Origin of the sequence: Kutzneria kofuensis (assembly GCF_014203355.1) — a bacterium.
Classification (GTDB): domain Bacteria; phylum Actinomycetota; class Actinomycetes; order Mycobacteriales; family Pseudonocardiaceae; genus Kutzneria; species Kutzneria kofuensis.
This window is the reverse complement of record NZ_JACHIR010000001.1, coordinates 2,813,782-2,830,246: the sequence shown is the minus strand read 5'-3', so window position 1 is coordinate 2,830,246 and position 16,465 is coordinate 2,813,782. Positions and strand designations below refer to the sequence as shown.

At 68.6% G+C, this 16,465-nt stretch carries 21 protein-coding genes and 1 pseudogene; 8 read left to right on the top strand and 14 right to left on the bottom strand.

Annotated features, from left to right (window positions below):
• Positions 1-712: 712 nt before the first annotated feature.
• Positions 713-1,810 (bottom strand): integrase core domain-containing protein, encoded by a 1,098-nt coding sequence (locus BJ998_RS47415; RefSeq protein ID WP_184861481.1) that lies wholly within the window; start codon positions 1,808-1,810, stop codon positions 713-715.
• Positions 1,811-2,002: 192 nt separating this feature from the next.
• Between BJ998_RS47415 and BJ998_RS12860 the strand changes: the two genes are divergently transcribed.
• Positions 2,003-2,182 (top strand): hypothetical protein, encoded by a 180-nt coding sequence (locus BJ998_RS12860; RefSeq protein WP_184861479.1) that lies wholly within the window; start codon positions 2,003-2,005, stop codon positions 2,180-2,182.
• Between the two features lie 163 nt (positions 2,183-2,345).
• On the opposite strand, the gene ligD (BJ998_RS12855) is transcribed toward BJ998_RS12860, so the two are convergent.
• From ligD (BJ998_RS12855) to BJ998_RS47400, 5 genes and pseudogenes are all read right to left on the bottom strand, one after another.
• Positions 2,346-2,522 carry a non-homologous end-joining DNA ligase LigD gene (gene ligD, locus BJ998_RS12855; RefSeq protein ID WP_345033023.1) on the bottom strand — a complete coding sequence of 59 codons (177 nt, stop codon included), beginning with the start codon at positions 2,520-2,522 and terminating at the stop codon, positions 2,346-2,348.
• A gap of 54 nt (positions 2,523-2,576) precedes the next feature.
• Positions 2,577-3,688, bottom strand: a protein-coding gene (locus tag BJ998_RS12850; protein ID WP_184861477.1) for an IS3 family transposase whose coding sequence is annotated in 2 segments (ribosomal slippage) — positions 2,577-3,421 and positions 3,421-3,688 — 1,113 coding nt in all. Because the reading frame shifts where the segments join, the coding sequence is not laid out codon by codon here.
• A 70-nt stretch (positions 3,689-3,758) separates the two neighbouring features.
• The gene (gene ligD, locus BJ998_RS47410; protein WP_246488578.1) at positions 3,759-4,118 is read right to left on the bottom strand and encodes a non-homologous end-joining DNA ligase LigD; all 360 of its coding nucleotides are present in this window, start codon (positions 4,116-4,118) and stop codon (positions 3,759-3,761) included.
• Between the two features lie 61 nt (positions 4,119-4,179).
• Positions 4,180-4,416: pseudogene (gene ligD / locus BJ998_RS49545) on the bottom strand (non-homologous end-joining DNA ligase LigD); the annotation flags it as partial.
• Positions 4,347-4,814 (bottom strand): ATP dependent DNA ligase, encoded by a 468-nt coding sequence (locus BJ998_RS47400; protein ID WP_312890549.1) that lies wholly within the window; start codon positions 4,812-4,814, stop codon positions 4,347-4,349. The gene BJ998_RS47400 and the pseudogene ligD (BJ998_RS49545), both read right to left, overlap by 70 nt.
• Here BJ998_RS47400 and BJ998_RS47395 point away from each other — a divergent pair.
• Positions 4,731-5,132 (top strand): hypothetical protein, encoded by a 402-nt coding sequence (locus tag BJ998_RS47395; RefSeq protein WP_246489983.1) that lies wholly within the window; start codon positions 4,731-4,733, stop codon positions 5,130-5,132. The two genes, BJ998_RS47400 and BJ998_RS47395, sit on opposite strands and share 84 nt — an antisense overlap.
• 145 nt (positions 5,133-5,277) lie before the next feature.
• Here the strand turns inward: BJ998_RS47395 and BJ998_RS12840 are convergent, their stop codons facing one another.
• From BJ998_RS12840 to BJ998_RS12815, 7 genes are all read right to left on the bottom strand, one after another.
• Positions 5,278-6,480, bottom strand: a complete 1,203-nt coding sequence (locus BJ998_RS12840) for a metal-dependent hydrolase family protein (protein ID WP_184861475.1) — start codon at positions 6,478-6,480, stop codon at positions 5,278-5,280.
• The gene (locus BJ998_RS49540; protein WP_184861473.1) at positions 6,477-6,806 is read right to left on the bottom strand and encodes an integrase core domain-containing protein; all 330 of its coding nucleotides are present in this window, start codon (positions 6,804-6,806) and stop codon (positions 6,477-6,479) included. Before BJ998_RS49540 ends, BJ998_RS12840 begins: the two co-directional genes overlap by 4 nt.
• A 230-nt stretch (positions 6,807-7,036) precedes the next feature.
• Positions 7,037-7,942, bottom strand: a complete 906-nt coding sequence (locus BJ998_RS12830) for a patatin-like phospholipase family protein (protein WP_184861471.1) — start codon at positions 7,940-7,942, stop codon at positions 7,037-7,039.
• A gap of 95 nt (positions 7,943-8,037) precedes the next feature.
• On the bottom strand, positions 8,038-8,490 hold the full coding sequence (locus BJ998_RS12825; protein WP_221337987.1) for a pyridoxamine 5'-phosphate oxidase family protein: 453 nt from the start codon (positions 8,488-8,490) through the stop codon (positions 8,038-8,040).
• On the bottom strand, positions 8,487-8,723 hold the full coding sequence (locus tag BJ998_RS48605) for a non-oxidative hydroxyarylic acid decarboxylases subunit D (protein WP_312890548.1): 237 nt from the start codon (positions 8,721-8,723) through the stop codon (positions 8,487-8,489). Before BJ998_RS48605 ends, BJ998_RS12825 begins: the two co-directional genes overlap by 4 nt.
• A 27-nt stretch (positions 8,724-8,750) precedes the next feature.
• Positions 8,751-10,175: a non-oxidative hydroxyarylic acid decarboxylases subunit C gene (locus BJ998_RS12820; protein WP_184861469.1), complete on the bottom strand. Its 1,425-nt coding sequence runs from the start codon at positions 10,173-10,175 to the stop codon at positions 8,751-8,753.
• 15 nt (positions 10,176-10,190) lie between these two features.
• A complete protein-coding gene (locus BJ998_RS12815) occupies positions 10,191-10,817 on the bottom strand; it encodes a UbiX family flavin prenyltransferase (protein ID WP_512699329.1) in 627 nt (208 codons plus the stop codon).
• 50 nt (positions 10,818-10,867) lie between these two features.
• Between BJ998_RS12815 and BJ998_RS12810 the strand changes: the two genes are divergently transcribed.
• Entirely contained in the window at positions 10,868-11,746 is an 879-nt protein-coding gene (locus tag BJ998_RS12810; RefSeq protein WP_184861465.1) for a helix-turn-helix transcriptional regulator, read from the top strand.
• Positions 11,747-11,845: 99 nt separating this feature from the next.
• Here BJ998_RS12810 and BJ998_RS12805 read toward each other — a convergent pair whose 3' ends face one another.
• Complete coding sequence (locus BJ998_RS12805; RefSeq protein WP_184861464.1) at positions 11,846-13,291, bottom strand: aldehyde dehydrogenase; 1,446 nt, start codon at positions 13,289-13,291, stop codon at positions 11,846-11,848.
• A gap of 160 nt (positions 13,292-13,451) precedes the next feature.
• Between BJ998_RS12805 and BJ998_RS12800 the strand changes: the two genes are divergently transcribed.
• Genes BJ998_RS12800 through BJ998_RS12780 form a run of 5 tightly spaced genes read left to right on the top strand, consistent with a single transcriptional unit; the run spans position 13,452 to position 16,464 of the window.
• Positions 13,452-14,270, top strand: coding sequence for a 2-keto-4-pentenoate hydratase (locus BJ998_RS12800; RefSeq protein WP_184861461.1), 819 nt, complete (start codon positions 13,452-13,454; stop codon positions 14,268-14,270).
• Complete coding sequence (locus BJ998_RS12795) at positions 14,267-15,037, top strand: 2-keto-4-pentenoate hydratase (protein WP_184861459.1); 771 nt, start codon at positions 14,267-14,269, stop codon at positions 15,035-15,037. The genes BJ998_RS12800 and BJ998_RS12795 overlap by 4 nt, the downstream gene beginning before the upstream one ends.
• An 8-nt stretch (positions 15,038-15,045) precedes the next feature.
• Positions 15,046-15,246: a tautomerase family protein gene (locus tag BJ998_RS12790; protein WP_184861457.1), complete on the top strand. Its 201-nt coding sequence runs from the start codon at positions 15,046-15,048 to the stop codon at positions 15,244-15,246.
• The gene (locus BJ998_RS12785; protein ID WP_184861455.1) at positions 15,243-15,944 is read left to right on the top strand and encodes an alpha/beta fold hydrolase; all 702 of its coding nucleotides are present in this window, start codon (positions 15,243-15,245) and stop codon (positions 15,942-15,944) included. Before BJ998_RS12790 ends, BJ998_RS12785 begins: the two co-directional genes overlap by 4 nt.
• Before the next feature lie 13 nt (positions 15,945-15,957).
• Complete coding sequence (locus tag BJ998_RS12780) at positions 15,958-16,464, top strand: aromatic-ring-hydroxylating dioxygenase subunit beta (protein WP_184861453.1); 507 nt, start codon at positions 15,958-15,960, stop codon at positions 16,462-16,464.
• Position 16,465 lies beyond the last annotated feature (1 nt).

The window sequence follows — 16,465 nt, the reverse complement described above, 5'->3', positions numbered from 1 at the left end:
TCGCGACGGTGGACGCGCCAACTGGTCGGGCGTCCGGGCCCTCAGCGGGTCGGCGAGCCGGCTCCGTAGGTCGCCCGCGAAGGTAGAGGGTTGGCGGCGACCAGCAGCTGCCGGCGGGCCTCGGTCACTCCGAGCAGCGAGGAGCGGCTGTTTCCGGGGTGGGGCGGCGGCTGATCCAGCCAGCTGCCGCCAGACGATCGACGCCATTGCTGGTGGCGCCAACGGTGATGGCGAGCTTGTCGAGACTGAACGCGTCGCGAGTCGCTTCGATGCTGAGGGCGGAGTACCCAGTGGCACAAGGGATGTGCTGCTAGATGCCGGGCCTTCACACTGAATGTGGTGGAGCAAAACTGGAGCAGGGATGTGTGCCCAACCTACAGCGAACCGCACTGCACGGCACTCAAGTGCAGTGACAACAACGGGTTTGACGTGGTGATTCTCTGTTTCCGCTGGTCAGTGGTACTATCCCAAACCTGGCAGTGTGAGGGTCGGGGGTTCGAGTCCCCTCAGCTCCACAATTGTTGAATAGTTTGAATACGCCCCCTGACCTGGGAAAACTGGGTTCGGAGGCGATCTTGTATTTCCGTCCCAAGTGGACAGTGGATGACGTAACTGGAGTAAAACTGGAGCAGGGGTCTGACCCTGTGCGAAATGGGGTCAGGGTTTGCTCCAGTTCCATGTCTGCGCCTGCCGATAACCTCGTCCATGCAGCTCAGGCGGCATGCAGGTATTCGTGGAGGATGCCGCCGAGTCGGTCGTGTCGGCGTATGTTCAGATGGGTGATTCGGTCTGGATCGGTGATGGGCGCGCGCACCGGGCGCAGTGGGGCTGCCTGACGCTTGGCCTGGTGGGCGCGATGGGAGTTGTAGAACTTCTCGTACTCGCGCAGGGCGTGGCGCAGGTGGTGCTCGTTCCAGATGAGAGTTCGGTCCAGGAGCTCGTGACGGCAGCTCTGCACCCAGCGCTCCATGATGGAGTTCATTCTGGGGACGCGGATGCCGGTGAGGACGGTCTGGATGCCGGCGTCGGTGAGGATCTCGTCGATGAGGACGGGAAACTTCGCGTCGCGGTCGCGGATCAGGAACTTCACCGCGGCGCCAGCGCCTTCGAGATCCATCACCAAGTTCTTGATTGTCTGAGTGGCCCAGGCAGCGGTGGGGTGGGCGGTCGTTCCCAAGACGCGGATCCGCCGGGAGGCGTGCTCGATCACGGCCAGGACGTACTGGCGCTGCCCGGTCACGGTGACCGTCTCGAGGAAGTCGCACGCGAGGAGTGCATGGGCTTGGGAGCGCAGAAAGGCGGACCAGGTGGTCGCGTGCCGATCGGGTGCCGGGTCGATGCCTTCCTGCTTGAGGATCTCCCAGACGGTGGAGGGAGCGATCTTGATGCCGAGGGTGGTGAGTTCGCCGTGGATCCGTCGGTAGCCCCAGGACGGATTCTCCTTGACCAGGCGCAGGGTGAGCGCACGGATGGAGCGGACAGTCGGAGGGCGTCCGGGTCGCCGTGGTCGGCAGGTACGGGCGTGACGCCGTTTCATGAGGTCACGGTGCCAGCGCAGAACGGTGTCTGGCTGGACGAGCAGCCGCAGTCGGCGCAGCGCCCCGCGGGGCAGCGGGGCCAGCAGCGCGGCGAGGAAGGACTGGTCCTCGGGAGCGAACTTCGCCTTGTTCGGGCCGAGCTGTCGTTCAAGGACGGTGATCTGATGGCGCAGGGCAAGGATCTCGATGTCCTTATCCCCGTCACCGATCGGCAGCAGTCGCAGCGCTGCGAAGGCGTTGGCGACGGCGATGTAGGCCAGACGCAGCGGCATGAGTGATTATCATGCCTCGAGCCAGGCATCTTCCAGACTTGGGGAGCCGGCAAGCGGTGGGACCTGCTCAGCGCGGCGGAGGGTTGCGGCCGGCGCGGATGAAGTTTCCGGCAGGCGCAGGCCGAGCTGTCCGAAGGGCTGGGACGGGAGATCGTCTACGAGAACACGACCCTGGACGAGTTCAGCGCCCACGTGGCCGCGATCGGCGTCCATCCCTACGCCGTGCAGCACATCCACGCGCTCATGCCCGAATACCAGCAGGGCATGCTAGGCGGGGCCGACAACAACATCGAGAAGTTAAGCGGTGTACGGCCGATGTCGGTGGCCGAGTTCGCCCGCGCACATGCCCATATCCTCAACGGCGAAGCCTGACAGCCGCGAGGAACGACCAAGCGCGCACAGTGTTGCTACTGATGGATCCGTACAAACGACTTCCTGACTGGAGGCGGCAAGCTGTGGCGGTCATGCTGCGAGTTTCCACTCGAACCCGTTGGAGCGTAACGGGTTCCCAGTATTAGTACACGCACTTAGCCGATCACCGCTGCGGCAGCGGCGCTGCGGTCTGCTCCAGCCCGGCAAACAGGTCGCCGTGCTCGTCGACGCGGTCCAGGACGTCGGCAGTGGTGAACGTCAACTGGTTGGCGCGGCGGCAGGCGGCGACCTCGTCCCAGGTGACCGGTGTGGCCACCATCGGGCGGTCGCGACCGCGCAGCGAGTACGGGCTTGGCAGGACCCCGTGAACTGATCCACCGTCTGTGAGAGTCGGTTATCGGTGGATGCAGGCCGCAGCGTAGCTGGCCGGGGTCTGGTAGCCCAGCGCGGAATGCCTGCGATGGTTGTTGTACTCGGTCTTCCAGTCGCTGATCACCACCCGCGCCTGGGGCAGCGACCAGAACACGGTGATGTTCAAGCACTCGTCGCGGAGCCGGCCGTTGAACGACTCGACATAGCCGTTGCGCCATGGCTGACCGGGCGGGATGAACGCCAGCCCGACTCGCTCACCGGCCCACTCACGCATCGCCTGGCAGGCCAGCTCGGGGCCGTTGTCACTACGCAGCGCAGCCGGATACCCGCGACCACCAGCGATGCGGTCCAACTCGTCGATGAGATCGTCACTGGTGATCGAGCGTGCGACCAGCCCGCCCAGACACTCGCGGGTGTGTTCATCGACGATGGACACGATCTTGACCGGGCGGCCGTCGGTGGTGGCGTCGAACTGGAAATCCACCGCCCACACACGATTCGGCGCGTCCGCCACCGGCGGCGCCACGGTCGATGTGCCCAGCCGTTTGCGATGCCGTGGTCGCGGCACTCGTAAGCCTTCCTCGCGCCACAGCCGCTGGACCTTCTTGTGGTTGACGATCCAGCCCTCACCGCGGGCGTCGTGGTAGGCCCGCCGGAATCCCCACCGCGGATGCGCCTTGGCGTAGGCCCGCAGCCACGCCCGCAGCGCCGCGTCGGGATCGGCTGGGGTCTGCGCCACCGGTTCGCGGCGCTGGGTCGCACGGTGCTGCCCGGTCACCCGGCAGGCGAACCGCTCACTCACCCCGAACATCCGCATGAGGTGGTGCACGGCCGCCCGGCGGCGTTGCGGGCTCAGAAGTTTCCCTTCGCGATCTCCTTGAGCGCGGCTTTTTCCAGCTCGGCGTCCGCGAGCAGTCGTTTGAGGGTGGCGTTCTCCCGTTCCAGGTCCTTGAGCCGCTTGGCGTCGTCGGCTTTCAGCCCGCCGAACTGGTTACGCCATCGGTAGTAGGTCGGCTCGCTGACCTGCAACTCCCGGCAGACATCGGCGATGTCCTTGCCTTCGCCCAGCAGCCGATCGGCCTGGGCCAGCTTGCGCACGACCTGCTCAGGGGTGTGCCGCTTCCTGCTACTCATCGTCCTCGAGCCTTCCCGCCCACATGGTGGGCCACAAGACTCTCACTCGACCTGGATCAGCCCAGCGGGGTCATGCCAGGCTGATCGTGGTCTTGGCCGGGTTGTTCTGACTCCAGTCGATGAACACCCGGCCCTCCCGGGCCGCCTTCGCTATCGTCGCGGTCACCGACTTCGACGTCTGACGGGCCAACTGCTGGGCGAGTGCTTTGGCGTAGGCCGACGGCGCGGACGGGTCCTCGACGGCAACCGAGGCGTAGACCTGCATCCCCTTGGAGCCGCTGGTCGTGGCCACCGGAGTGAAGCCGTCGGCCAGCAGGATCTCGCGGAGCCGTCCGGCGACCCGGCAGCAGGCCACGATCGTCGTGCCGGGCCCGGGGGCCAGGTCGAGCACCAACCGGTCCGGCAGACCCCGGACCGGGCCAGGCGCCACCCGCCACCCGCCACTGCGGCACGTGTAGTTCCAGGGCGGCGAGGTTGGCCAGCCACATCAGCCCGGCGAGCTCGGCGACCAGTGGATACTCGATCACACCGTCCCCGCCGGCCGACGTGGCCCGGCTGCCGCTGCTGGGCAGCCGCACGGTGGGCAGCCAGTCCGGCGCGCCGCGCGAGACGTTCTTCTCGAAGAACTTCTGGCCGGTCACGCCGTCGGGGCTGCGGATCACGGTGACCGGACGGCCGGCCAGGTGCGGCAACAGGACCGGCGCGACCCAGACGTAGTAGTCCAGCACTTGCGCCTTGGTAAACCCGGTGGGGTAGAAGGGTTTGTCCAATTTGGACAGGGTGATCTGGCGGCCGCCGGCCTGCACGACCTGACGCTTGGGCGGCCGGTTACGGCGGGCGGTGCCGGATCGGTTGTGCGGTCGGAGGGCTGCGGAACCAGCACATCGGAGCGGTCGCGGTCCTCGCGCAGCCCGCGCCACGCGGTGTGCACCAGCCGACCCACGCCCCGCGTGAACTGCCGGTAGACCACTTCTCCCCACCAGCACCGGCTGCACCACCGCGCCCGCGTGACATCCTCGCGGGGCGGCACGACCGCGAACGGATGATCGCTGCGAGCCAACGGTTCCAGCCGTTCGCCGAGATCACGGCGTGCCTGTTCTGTGAAGCCGGTGCCCACGTCGTCGATGTAGGTCAGCGCCCCGGTGTCGGGGTCGTACGCGCCCAGCATCAGGCCGCCGATCGTGCCGGCCAACCGGTTCTGGCCCGGCCTGAAGCCGCAGATGATGACGTCCTGGGTCTGGACCAGGGGATGCTTGAGCCAGGCGTCGGTGCGCCGGCCCGGCGTGTACGAAGCGGTCCTCATTTTCGCGACGAGTCCTTCTTGCCCGTCGCGCGCGAAGAGGACCTGGTGTTCACCGCGGAGGAGGTGGTCACGCGGGTCGAGGAGATCGGCGACCTGTTCGAGTCGCTGTCCCAGAACCGGGTCGCGCTGCCGAGAACGTAGCACCGCAGTGGCGTGCGTTCGCTTCTGCGTGGTCAGCTACAACCCCTAGCTCCAGGAGTTCACACCCGTGCTCTGCACGGCCGGGCCGGGGTGGGACGGCCCGACCGGCCTCGGCGTGCCGGTCGGGCTCAGGACGTTTTCGCGGTCACACCGCCCGCACGCCGTCCTGCCACACCTCCCGCACGTTGCCGGCCAGGCCACCGAAGTCGTACGGGTCACCGGCGACGACCACGACGTCGGCGCGATGGCCGGGGGCGAGACGACCCAGCTCACCGTCGAAACCGAGCAGCCGCGCGGCCGACGACGTCGTCGCGACCAGCACGTCGGCAGGGCTCATGCCGCACGAGCGCATGAGACCAAGCTCCTCGAGGTTCGTCCCGTGTGGACCGACGCCGCTGTCGGTGCCCATCGCGATCCGCACGCCCGCGGCGACGGCGCGGCGCACCGAGTCGGCGTGGACCTCGGCGACCTCTTTCGCCTTCCGCACCACGGCGTCCGGCAGTGACGCCCCCGCCTCGGCAGCGCGGATCACGTTCACCGGCGCCACGAGCGTCGGCACGAGCCACGTGCCGCGCGCCAGCATGAGCTCGATGGCCTCGTCGTCGAGGTAGATACCGTGCTCGATGGAGCGGATGCCGGCGCGCACAGCGTTCTTGATGCCCTCGGTGCCCTGCGCGTGGGCCATCACCGCGCGGCCCTGCATCTGGGCTTCGGTGACGAGAACGTCGAGCTCCTCCACCGTGAACTGGGAATGCCGCGGATCGGAGCGTGGTGAGAGCACGCCACCGGTGGTGCAGACCTTGAGCACGTCGGCGCCCGCGCGCAGCAGCGTTCGCGCGACCCGGCGCATCTCGTCCGGGCCATCGGCCATCGCATCGGGCCGGCCCGGGTGCGGCAGCGACGCCGGAACGCAGTGGCCCGAGGGCAGCCAGCCGTCGCCGTGCCCGCCGGTGGGGCTGATCAGGCCGATGGCGATCTGCAGTCGAGGCCCGGAGATCAGCCCGTCGGCCACGGCCTGCTTGATGCCGAGGTCGGCGCCAGCCGCGTCGCGCACGGTCGTGATGCCGAGCTTGAGCGTGGTCCACAGGTTCCGGGCCGCCTCGTAGAACTGGTACGAGAACGGCTTCTGAACTTGCGGCAGCAGCCCGAGGCCCGACCCCACCACGTGCACGTGGCAGTCGAACAGTCCGGGCAGCAGCGTCGCGCCCGTGCAGTCGACGGAGAGGTCGCCGTCGAGGCCGGCGCCGACATCGACGATCACCCCGTCCTCGATCACCACGTCCGCCGGCGCGGGTTCGCTGCCGGTGCCGTCGAACACCGTGCCACCGGTGAATACCGTGCGGGTCATACTGGTTCTCCTGCCTTCACGGGAACACCGGGCCTTGCCTGTGGGCGCCGGAAACTCGGCTGCCCTATGCGACCTGCCGGTATTCGTGGATGGCTCCGCCGAGTCGGTCCCGTCTGATGACCTTGATGCCGGCGGCCGCCGGTGCGGAGAGTGGTCGCAGCGGCGCGGCGTGGGCAAGAGGTCGCGGCGTGGGCAAGAGATCGGTGTGGCCGGTGGGTGTTGAAATGGGTTTCGTATTCGGCGAGGACCTGGCGTAGGTGCCGGGCATTGACGATGAGGATGCGGTCGAGGATCTCCCGGCGGCAGCTGCCGCCCCACCGTTCCATGATCGCGTTCGCACGAGGTGCCCGGATCGGTCAACGCCCATGGCCGAGTATCGAGCACCCACAGGGCCGGCTGTCGGTGCGAGTGGCGCGGACGTTCCCGCTGGACGAGGCAGCGCAGGCGCGGAAGCGCTCGCCGCGCGGCACGCGCCAGGGAAGATCGTGCTGCTGCCCTGACGGTGCCGCCCTGACACCCTGACGACGCATGTGCTGCCCGGGGCACGCGGGTACGGTTACTGGCTCCACCACTTCCCGAGGTCCGCAGCGACGTCGCGTGCCTGTCGCGTGCCTGCCGCGGTCGCGATGTCGATGAAGCGCGGATCGATCATGTCAGTGGGCTTCTGGTAGAAGCGGTCGGCGATGACGACCCGGACGTCGTGACCACGTCCGACGAGAATCGCCTCCTCGCGCGCGATATCGTCGGACGGCAGGGGGGCCACAATGAGCACTTTGCCCGCTGCGGCACCGGGTACAACTCCGTCATGCCCGCTGTCTCCTCCGGAGTTGACGAGCAAGTCGGCATTGGTGCCGGAGCGGACACCGCCGTCGACCCAGATCGCGTCCGCCACCGCGACTGGCGGTGCGACGCCCGGCGCCGCAGTGGAACATGACACGGCGACCGTCAGTGGAATGTCGTCCTGCGCCGACCATGCGCGCGCGGTTCCGGTGCCGGCGTCCACCGCAACGATCTGGAGACGACGCGGCCACTTCCCCTCGGGCAGGAACGGCTGCCACAACCCTCTCGCCTGGTCGGCCGATATGGGCGGCATCGCCGCGACCGCGGCCTGGGCGGTGCTCAGCGCGGAGCCCGTGCCCTTCCCCGCTGTGTCACCCATGCTTTGCAGTAGATTCCTGTCCCCGCGACCGGCCCCGGCATTGGCCGCGTGCCAAGCCGCGCGCTCGCGCATACGTTCGGGAACCGAGCGGAGACCATCCGGCTGCATCGTCAGCCAGGCCCCCACCACGGAACCGGCTGACGTTCCCATCACCACATCACACTTGGCGACCGGCAACCCCTCGGACATCAGGCCGTCCAGCAGGGCTGACATCCACGACGCGCCAACGGGTCCACCACCTCCCAACACCAGCGCGCCGGTGGGAGCGTCCTCGTCCCCTGATGTTCCCTGAAGTGGATTCATTCAATGCGTCCTTTCTTCGTGTGACGTTGTCGTGTGCTGGCCGTAGGACGGAGCATGGTGACCCCAGACAGTGAGACCTGAGCCGGCCGAGTGAGTCATTCGATCGATACTGCGGCCATCCACTCCGCCTTGTGTCCGAACCCTTGCGTGTTGTCGATCAATCGCAGCCAGTCCGGCCGAACCTCCCAGTGCGCGGTCGCGTCGAGCGCGGCACGCAGATCGGGATTCTGGGCCACGAAAGGAAACCGCCGCGCGTACGTTGCCCGCGCCGCGACCAACGTCGATCCGGTCAGCGCGACGCAGGTGCCGCGTCCCTGAACTCCGGTGAGTGTCGTCCAGTGCTGGCCTTCGGGCTGCGCCGTGAACGCGACTCGACCTCCGGCGGCCAGAGCGCGGCCGTGTCGGGTGGACAGTGAGCTGACGAAGACGAGCGAGCCGTTTTCGGTGAGCGCGAAGAACACCGCGCAGGCCTGCGGGTCACCACCCTCGTCGACGTAGGCGATATTCATCGTGGAGTACTTCGCCAAGGCCTGCACGATGTCATTCACGGTATCACCCGTTGGGCTGGAACCGAGGGAACCTCTGGTGCGCTGGTGATGTCGTCCGACGTCATTCTGAAGCCCTCCGGGTAGGCATCGCGTTCGGTGCGGCGAGCCGGCTCGCTGGTGCGCCAGCAGTACAGACACTGCTGGCACTGCCGCACCTCCCAGACTCCAACGACCGGCGAGGTGAACAGCACTTCAATGATGTCGTGCGCACAGCGTGGGCATGTTCCTTGCACGTCGGCAGACTCCAATGTCGGCGGTGGTCAGCGGTGGGCGGCCAGCTTCTGCAGCCTGGCCAGCCATTGGGTGGCTTCAGGTAGGTCACGAACCTGGCTGCTGTGGTTGCCGTGTCCATGGGGATGCGTCGGGCTGGTGGCGTCGATGACCAGTTTGTCCACGACGCCAGGGGTGTCCACCTGTGGTGCGAGCTCCATCACCGGCATGCTCGAAATGGTGATCAGGTCGTGCGCGGGGTTCATCTTCGTCGACAGCGCCCACATCACCTGCGGCAGATTGAAGGGGTCGACGTCCGCGTCCACGACAATCACGGTGGCCGCATAGCCCAGTCCATGAGGAGTGCTCAACACTCGCATCCCGACAGAGCGCGCGAAGCCGCGGTAGCGGCTGGCGGTGGACACGATCACCACGAGACCGTGGGTGTAGATCGCGTTGACCGCACGGACCTCCGGGAAGTCGGCCTTGAGCTGTCGGTACAGCGGGACGCAGGTGTTGGCGGCGATCAGGTAGTCGATCTCCGTCCAGGGCATACCCAGGTAGAGGTGCTCGAAGACCGGGTCGGTGCGGTACGAGATCCGGTCGACGCGGATCACCGGCAGCCGCCGACCTCCTGAGTAGTGGCCGGTGAACTCGCCGAACGGCCCCTCGATCTCCCGCTTGCGCCCTTCGATGACGCCTTCGATCACGACTTCGCTGCCCCATGGCACGGGCAGCCCGGTCAGCGGCGCAGTGGCGATCGGTGCCGGTGCCCCGCGGAGGGCGCCAGCCAGCTCGTACTCGTTCTCGTCGTAGCGCATCGGGGTCGCGGCCACGATGGAGATCACCGGGTCGTTGCCGATGGTGATGGCGACCGGGAGATCCTCGCCGCGTTCCTCTGCCTTGCGCAGGTGCTGGGCGATGTCGTGCATCGGCACCGGTTGCAACGCCAACCGAGCCTTGCCCTTGACCTGGATGCGGTAGACGCCGACGTTCTGCTTGCCGCCGTTCTCCGGGTCGTCGGGATCCCTGGACACGACCGCGGCCTTGTCGATGTAGAAGCCACCGTCGCCGTCGTTGAGCCGAACCAGGGGCAACACCTGGAAGATGTCGACCGCTGAGCCGGTCAGGGAGTTCTGCGCCCACGGCGGGTTCTCGCGCCACCGCGGCGGCACCGGGAAGCGGTCCCAGCGGCGGATGAACTCCTGGATCTGCTCCTCGGTGCCGGTCTCCTTCGGCAGGCCGAGCGCGAGCGCGTGATTGGCCCACGAACCGTGGACGTTCATGGCGATCCGTGCGCTCGTGAAGCCCGTGATGTTGTCGAAGTACAGCGCGGGAGCAGCGGCGCCCATTCGGGAGACCGCGTTGGCCGCGGCAGCCACGTCCGGTTCCGGCAGCACCTCGTCGGTCACGCGCAGCAGTTGGCCTTGTTCATCGAGGGTGGCCAGGAAGCTGCGCAGGTCGTCGTAGGGCATTTTGGTCCTCCGGGATCAGGCGGCCGAGGTCCGGGCGGCACGGATACCCCGCCAGCGCTCGGCCTCAGGAACACCCGGGTCGATCCGCTCGAACTGGTCGAGCACGCGGGTGGTGATGTGTTCCACGATCTCGCCCACAGTGGACGGTCGGTGGTAGAAGGCCGGCATCGGCGGCACGATGCGCACATCCATCCTGGCCAGTGCGAGCATGTTCTCCAGGTGGATCTCGCTCAGCGGAGTCTCCCTGGGCACGAGCACCAGCGGACGGCGCTCCTTGAGCGTGACGTCGGCGGCGCGGCCGATCAGGCCGTCGGCGTAGCCGGCGCGGATGCCGGCCAGTGTCTTCATCGAGCACGGCGCGACGACCATGCCGTCGGCGCGGAACGAGCCCGAGGAAATGGCCGCGCCCTGGTCGTCGGGCGCGTAGGCGACGTCGGCAAGGGCGGTGACCTCGTGGACCGGGCGCCCGGTCTCCAGTTCGATGGTTGTGCGCGCCCAGCGGGAGAGCACCAGATGCGTCTCCACGTCGGGCATCGCGCTCAGGCGCTCCAGCAGGCGCACTCCGAGCACCGCGCCGGTGGCCCCGGTGATGCCCACGATCAGTCGCATGGCCGACTCCTCAACCTTTTCGGTCCGTTGGATTCGAGGCTATGGTGGTTCTGCTTCTTCTAATGGCATACAGGGGACAGGTGATGGTCAGAAACGGACAGCACGCGATCGCGGCGCTGCCCTACCGCGCGGACGTCGGGGTGCCGCGCGGCGTCGAGGTGATTGACTTCCCGGGCCTGCTGACTCGGGCCGCCGGGCACGGCGTCGACCCGTACGGTCTCAAACGACCCGAATTCCATGTGCTGGTCGCGGTGCGGACCGGGACCGTGCGCTGCTCGCTGGACTTCACCGACCACGAACTGGCTCCCGGCGGCTGGTTGTGGGTGCGCCCAGGGCAGGTTTATCGGTACAACTCCGGACTGGACGGTGTCGAGGGGCGGATCGTGTTGTTCCTGCCTGGTTTCCTCGACGGCGCCACGGCCGAGGTCGCCGGCGTCGACCGAGGCGCGTGGCAGCCGACCTCGGTGCCGGCAGAGGGCGAGGGCGACACCCTGTGGCAGATACTGGGCCTGCTGGAACGCGAGTACGCGCGATGGGGCGAACGGTCGTCGGAGACGCAGTTGGAGGTGCTGCGGCACCTGCTCGCGGTTCTCGTGCTGCGGCTTGCGGCTTTGCGTGGCACGCATGGGGAGCCGAACGCCGCTGGGGATGCGTTCCTGCGCTTTCAGACGGCCGTCGAGCAGGGCTTCGCGCGTACACATCGGGTGGAGGACTACGCGGCACAACTCGGGTACAGCGTGCGCACCCTGACCAGGGCCACCCAGACCGCGGTGGGGTGTGGCGCCAAACGGTTCATCGACGACCGGGTTCTGCTGGAAGCCAAACGCCTGCTCGTGCACACCGACCTGCCGGCGGCGTCGATCGGGCAGCGGCTGGGCTTCCCCGGGGCCACCGTGTTCACGAAGTTCTTCCGTCAGCGGACCGAGCAGACGCCCACGGAGTTCCGGGCCGGCGGCGTCTGAACGGCAACGACGGCTCACGACCACCTGCCCGCTCCGTCCAATGTGGTCCGCCACCGGACCGGGCCGGCCGTCCGCAGGAAGGGGACGGCCGGCGGCGGTTCACAGCTGGTAGATCGACTTCGTTCGTTGGAAGGCCGCGAGTCCGTCCGGGCCCAGCTCGCGGCCGATCCCGCTGTTCTTGACGCCTCCGAAGGGCGCCCCGAGGTCGGGCAGGTAGCCGTTCACGCCGACGCTGCCGGTGCGGATTCGCCGGGCGACGGCCAGGCCCCGGTCGGGTGATGCGGTCCAGACGGTTCCGGCGAGGCCGTAGTCGGAGTCGTTGGCCAATGTGACGGCGTGGTCCTCGTCCTCGTACTGGGTGATCGTGAGGACCGGCCCGAAGACATCGTCACGGGCGATGTCCCAGCTGTTGTCGACGTCGGCGAGCACCGTCGGCTCGAAGTACCAGCCCTCATCCAGCTCCGGGGGACGCCTGGCCCCGGCGACCAGGCGGGCGCCGTCGGCGATTCCCCTGGCCACCGCCGCCTCCACCGCAGCGCGATGCCGTTCCGTCACGAGCGGGCCGATCTGGGTCGCTGGGTCCAGGGGGTCGCCGACGGTGAGCGAACCCGCGAACGCGGCAATGGTGTCGACGACCTCTCGATAGCGGCTTCGCGGGGCCAGGATGCGGGTCGAGAGGAAACAGGTCTGGCCGTTGTTGATCAGCATCGCCCCGAACAGCGCCTGGCCGGCGCGGCTCAGGTCGAGGTCGGCGTCGTCGAGGACGACCGCGGCGGAGCGGCCGCCGAGCTCCAGGGTCACCGGCCGCACCAGCGGACCGCAGATCTGGGCGATCCGCTGTCCGATCGCGGTGGAGCCGGTGAACGCCACCATGTCCACGCCGGGATGACCGACCAGGTAGGCGCTCGCGTCGGCCTCGGCCGGAACCACGTTCAGCACACCGCGCGGAAGACCGGCTTCCAGCGACGCCTCCGCCACCGCCTTGGCGTCCAGCACCGTTTCCGGGGCGGGTTTCAGCACGACGGCGCAGCCCGCGGCGAGGGCCGGCGCGTACTTCTGGGCGGCCAGGGTCTGGGGAAAGTTCCACGGAGAGATCGCCGCGACGACACCCGCCGGCTCGCGGTGGACCCGGGTCGTGCCGGCGAACATCCCGGGCCGGCTGGTCTCGACCGGCTGCTCGCGGACCAGGCCGGCGTAGTACCGCAGCATGGCGCCGGGAAATCCGCCCTCGATCCGGCTGGACACCGAGATCGGCATGCCGTTCTGCTCGCTCACGAGCCGCACCGTCTGCTCGGCCCGCTTCTCCAGGGCGTCGGCCAGTCGGTCGAGGCATTCGGCGCGTTCCTCGGGTGCCCACGCGGACCATCCGGTCGGGTCGTCGAAGGCCCGGCGGGCGGCTGCCACTGCCCGGTCGACGTCGTCGGGTGTCGCGGAGACCGCCGAGCCGATCGGCCGGCCGGTCCGCGCCGACCGCACGGTGATCGTCGCGTCGCCGGACGGGGCCGTCCAGCGGCCGTCGATGAACAGGGATGCGCTGGTCGCCATTGCCCACTCTCCCTTGCGGAACGGTTCGGTTCGTGCGGGACTATCCGGCAGCGCCGCGACTCGATCCACACGCCGGTCCACTGGGCGGTCAGCGATCCGGGCGGTCCACTGTGCGGACCGTTGTGCTGATTGTGTTCAGCGGAGCGCCGAGTCTGGCCGCATGGCACTCAGTGACGAGGAAGTCCGCCGGCTCGCGGGCGAGCTGTGGGACGCGGAGCGGCAGTCCACGCCGATCCAGCCGATCAGCGGCCGGCATCCGGACGCGGACATCGACGACGCCTACCGGATCCAGCTGGCGGGAGTCCGGTTGCGGACCGACGCCGGCGATCGGGTGCGCGGACACAAGGTGGGGCTGACCGCACGCGTGATGCAGCAGCAGTTCGGCGTCGAGCGACCCGACTTCGGGCACCTGCTGGCGTCGATGTTCCATCCCGAAGGCGAACCCCTCGCGGTCGACGAGCTCATCGCGCCGCGGGTCGAGCCCGAGTTGGCGTTCGTGCTCGACGCGCCGCTGCGCGGCCCGGGCGTGACGGTGGCCGACGTGCTCGGGGCGACCGCGTTCGTGCTGCCGGCGCTGGAGATCATCGACTCGCGGATCGAGGACTGGCGGATCGGGATCGTCGACACCGTGGCGGACAACGCATCCTCGGCCAAGGTGGTGCTCGGCGGCACGCGGACACCGGTGTCCGAAGTGGATCCCCGGCTCATCGGCGTGGTGCTGCGACGTAACGGAGAGATCGTGGAGACCGGGGCGAGCGGCGCCGTGCTCGGCAATCCGGCGCAGGCCGTCGCCTGGCTCGCCAACACGATCGCGAACCACGGTGGTGTGCTCGACGCCGGTGACCTGATCATGCCGGGAACCTGCACACGCGCGGTCGGCATGGAGCCCGGCGACACCGTGCGGGCCGACTTCGAGCACCTCGGGCACGTCGGGGTCTCCTTCAGTTCCGCGAAGGTCAGCGAGGGGGCTGCGGCATGAGTGACGTGACCGCGTGGGCGGACCGGCTGGACCAGGCCGCGACCGGCTGTGCTCCGGTGAGCCCGCTGACCGGCGACGGCCTGGACGGCGTCGAAACCGCCTATCAGGTGCAGAACGAGCTCGTTCGGCTGCGTCTGGCCCGAGGTGAGCGGCTGGTCGGCGGCAAGCTCGGCCTCACCAGCAAGGCCAAACAGCGCGCGATGGGTGTGGACAAGCCGCTCTATGGGCTGGTCACCGGCGGCATGCTGCGGCCGTCGGGCAGCCGGTTGCGACTCAAGGAGCTGATCCATCCCCGAATCGAGCCGGAGATCGCGTTCGTGTTGGGCGAGGCCCTGGAGGGACCGGGCGTGACGGTGGCGGACGTGCTCGCCGCGACCCGGTACGTCTGTCCCGCGCTCGACGTCATTGACAGCCGCTACGAGGGCTTCTCGTTCAAGCACCTGGACGCGATCGCCGACAACGCGTCGTCCGCGGTCTTCGCGCTGGGGGACGATTTCACCCCGCCGACGAGGGATCTCACGCTCACCGGGTGTGTGCTCGAAGTGGACGGGCAAGTCGTCGAGTCGGCGGCCGGGGCGGCGGTGATGGGGCATCCGGCGGCGGCGGTCGCGTTCATGGCCAACCAGTTGGGCCTGCGCCGGCAGCGGCTGGAGGCGGGTTGGGTCGTCCTCTCCGGCGGGCTCACCGCCCCCGTGCCGCTCCGGCCGGGCGGCACCGTCACCGCGACGATCAGCGGACTGGGCAGCGTCACTCTCGGGGCGGAGTAGGAGGAGTCATGCCGTTCATTCAGGTGAACCTCGGGGCCGGGCGGACCGCGGCGCAGAAGGACGCCCTCATCAGGGCCGTCTCCTCGGCGGCGGCCGAGGCGATCTCGGTGCCGGAGGCGTCCGTGCGGGTGTGGATCGTGGAGGTTCCGGCCACGGAGGTCCTCGTCGGCGGTCAGACGCTGGCCGAGCGGCAGGTCAGGTCGTCATGACGCACTTCGTCCTGGTCCACGGCGGCTGGCACGGCGCCTGGTGCTGGGCAGACGAGGTCGCGGCGCTGGAGCGGCGGGGGCACAGCGCCTCCGCGGTCCACCTGCCGTCCGACGACCCAGAGGCCGGCGCGGAGCGTTACGCGGAGGTGATCGCGGCGGCGGTCCGGGAGCCCGGTGCCGACGTCCTCGTCGGTCATTCCCTCGCCGGCCTGGCGATTCCTCTTGTGCCACAAATGGTTCCCGTGGGAGCGCTGGTCTTCCTGGCGTCGCTGCTGCCGGAGCCGGGCCGCTCCTGGCGGGACCAGCTCGCGTCCGCGCGTCCCATGGCCGAGTGGTTCTACGACAAGGCCCTGCCGAACCAGGGACGCGACGAACTGGGCAGGTCGACCTGGCCGCCGGCGGTCGCGGCCGAGCTGTTCTACTACGACTGTCCACACGAGACGGCCGTGGCGGCCGCGAGCAGCCTGCGCCCGCAGTCCTCGGCCCCCATCGCCGAAACCACGCCGCTGAAAGCCTTCCCCGACGTGCCCCTGCACTACATCGGTTGCCGGGACGACCGTGCGGTGTCCCAGGCCTGGGCCGAACGAACCGCACGAGAGCGTCTCGGCGCCGAGGTCACATGGATCGACGGCTCGCACAGCCCGTTCCTGGCCCGGCCGGACGAACTGGCCGATGTTCTCGTCTCTGTCGAACCCTGACACCGGAGGACCGATGACCGGCACCGTCGCCGTGTTCAACACGGCATCCGACCTACAGCAGCAAGTGGAACAGTTCCTGTACCACGAGGCCGCACTACTGGACGCATGGCGGCTCGACGACTGGCTGGCCCTGATGCATCCCGACGTGGAGTACCGGGTGCCCGCGCCCGGTTCGGACCATCTCGACCCCCGGAACACCCTCCAGGTGATCCACGACGACCACGTCCGGCTGAAGGGGCGGGTCACGCGGCTGAAGAGCAAGCACGCGCACGCCGAAAGCCCGCACTCGCGCACCCTCCGGTTGGTCACCAACGTCAGGGTGGAAAGCGGTGACGGCGAGCTCCTCGTGCATTCCAACTTCCATGTGGTGCGCACCAGGCTCGGCCAGCTCGACCACTTCCTCGGCACGTACCGGCACGTGCTGGTCCCCACGGGGACGAGCTTCCTGGTCCGACAGCGCGTGGCGACCCTGGACCACGGCATCGTCGAGGCCGGCGGCACCGTGTCCATCATCCTGTGAC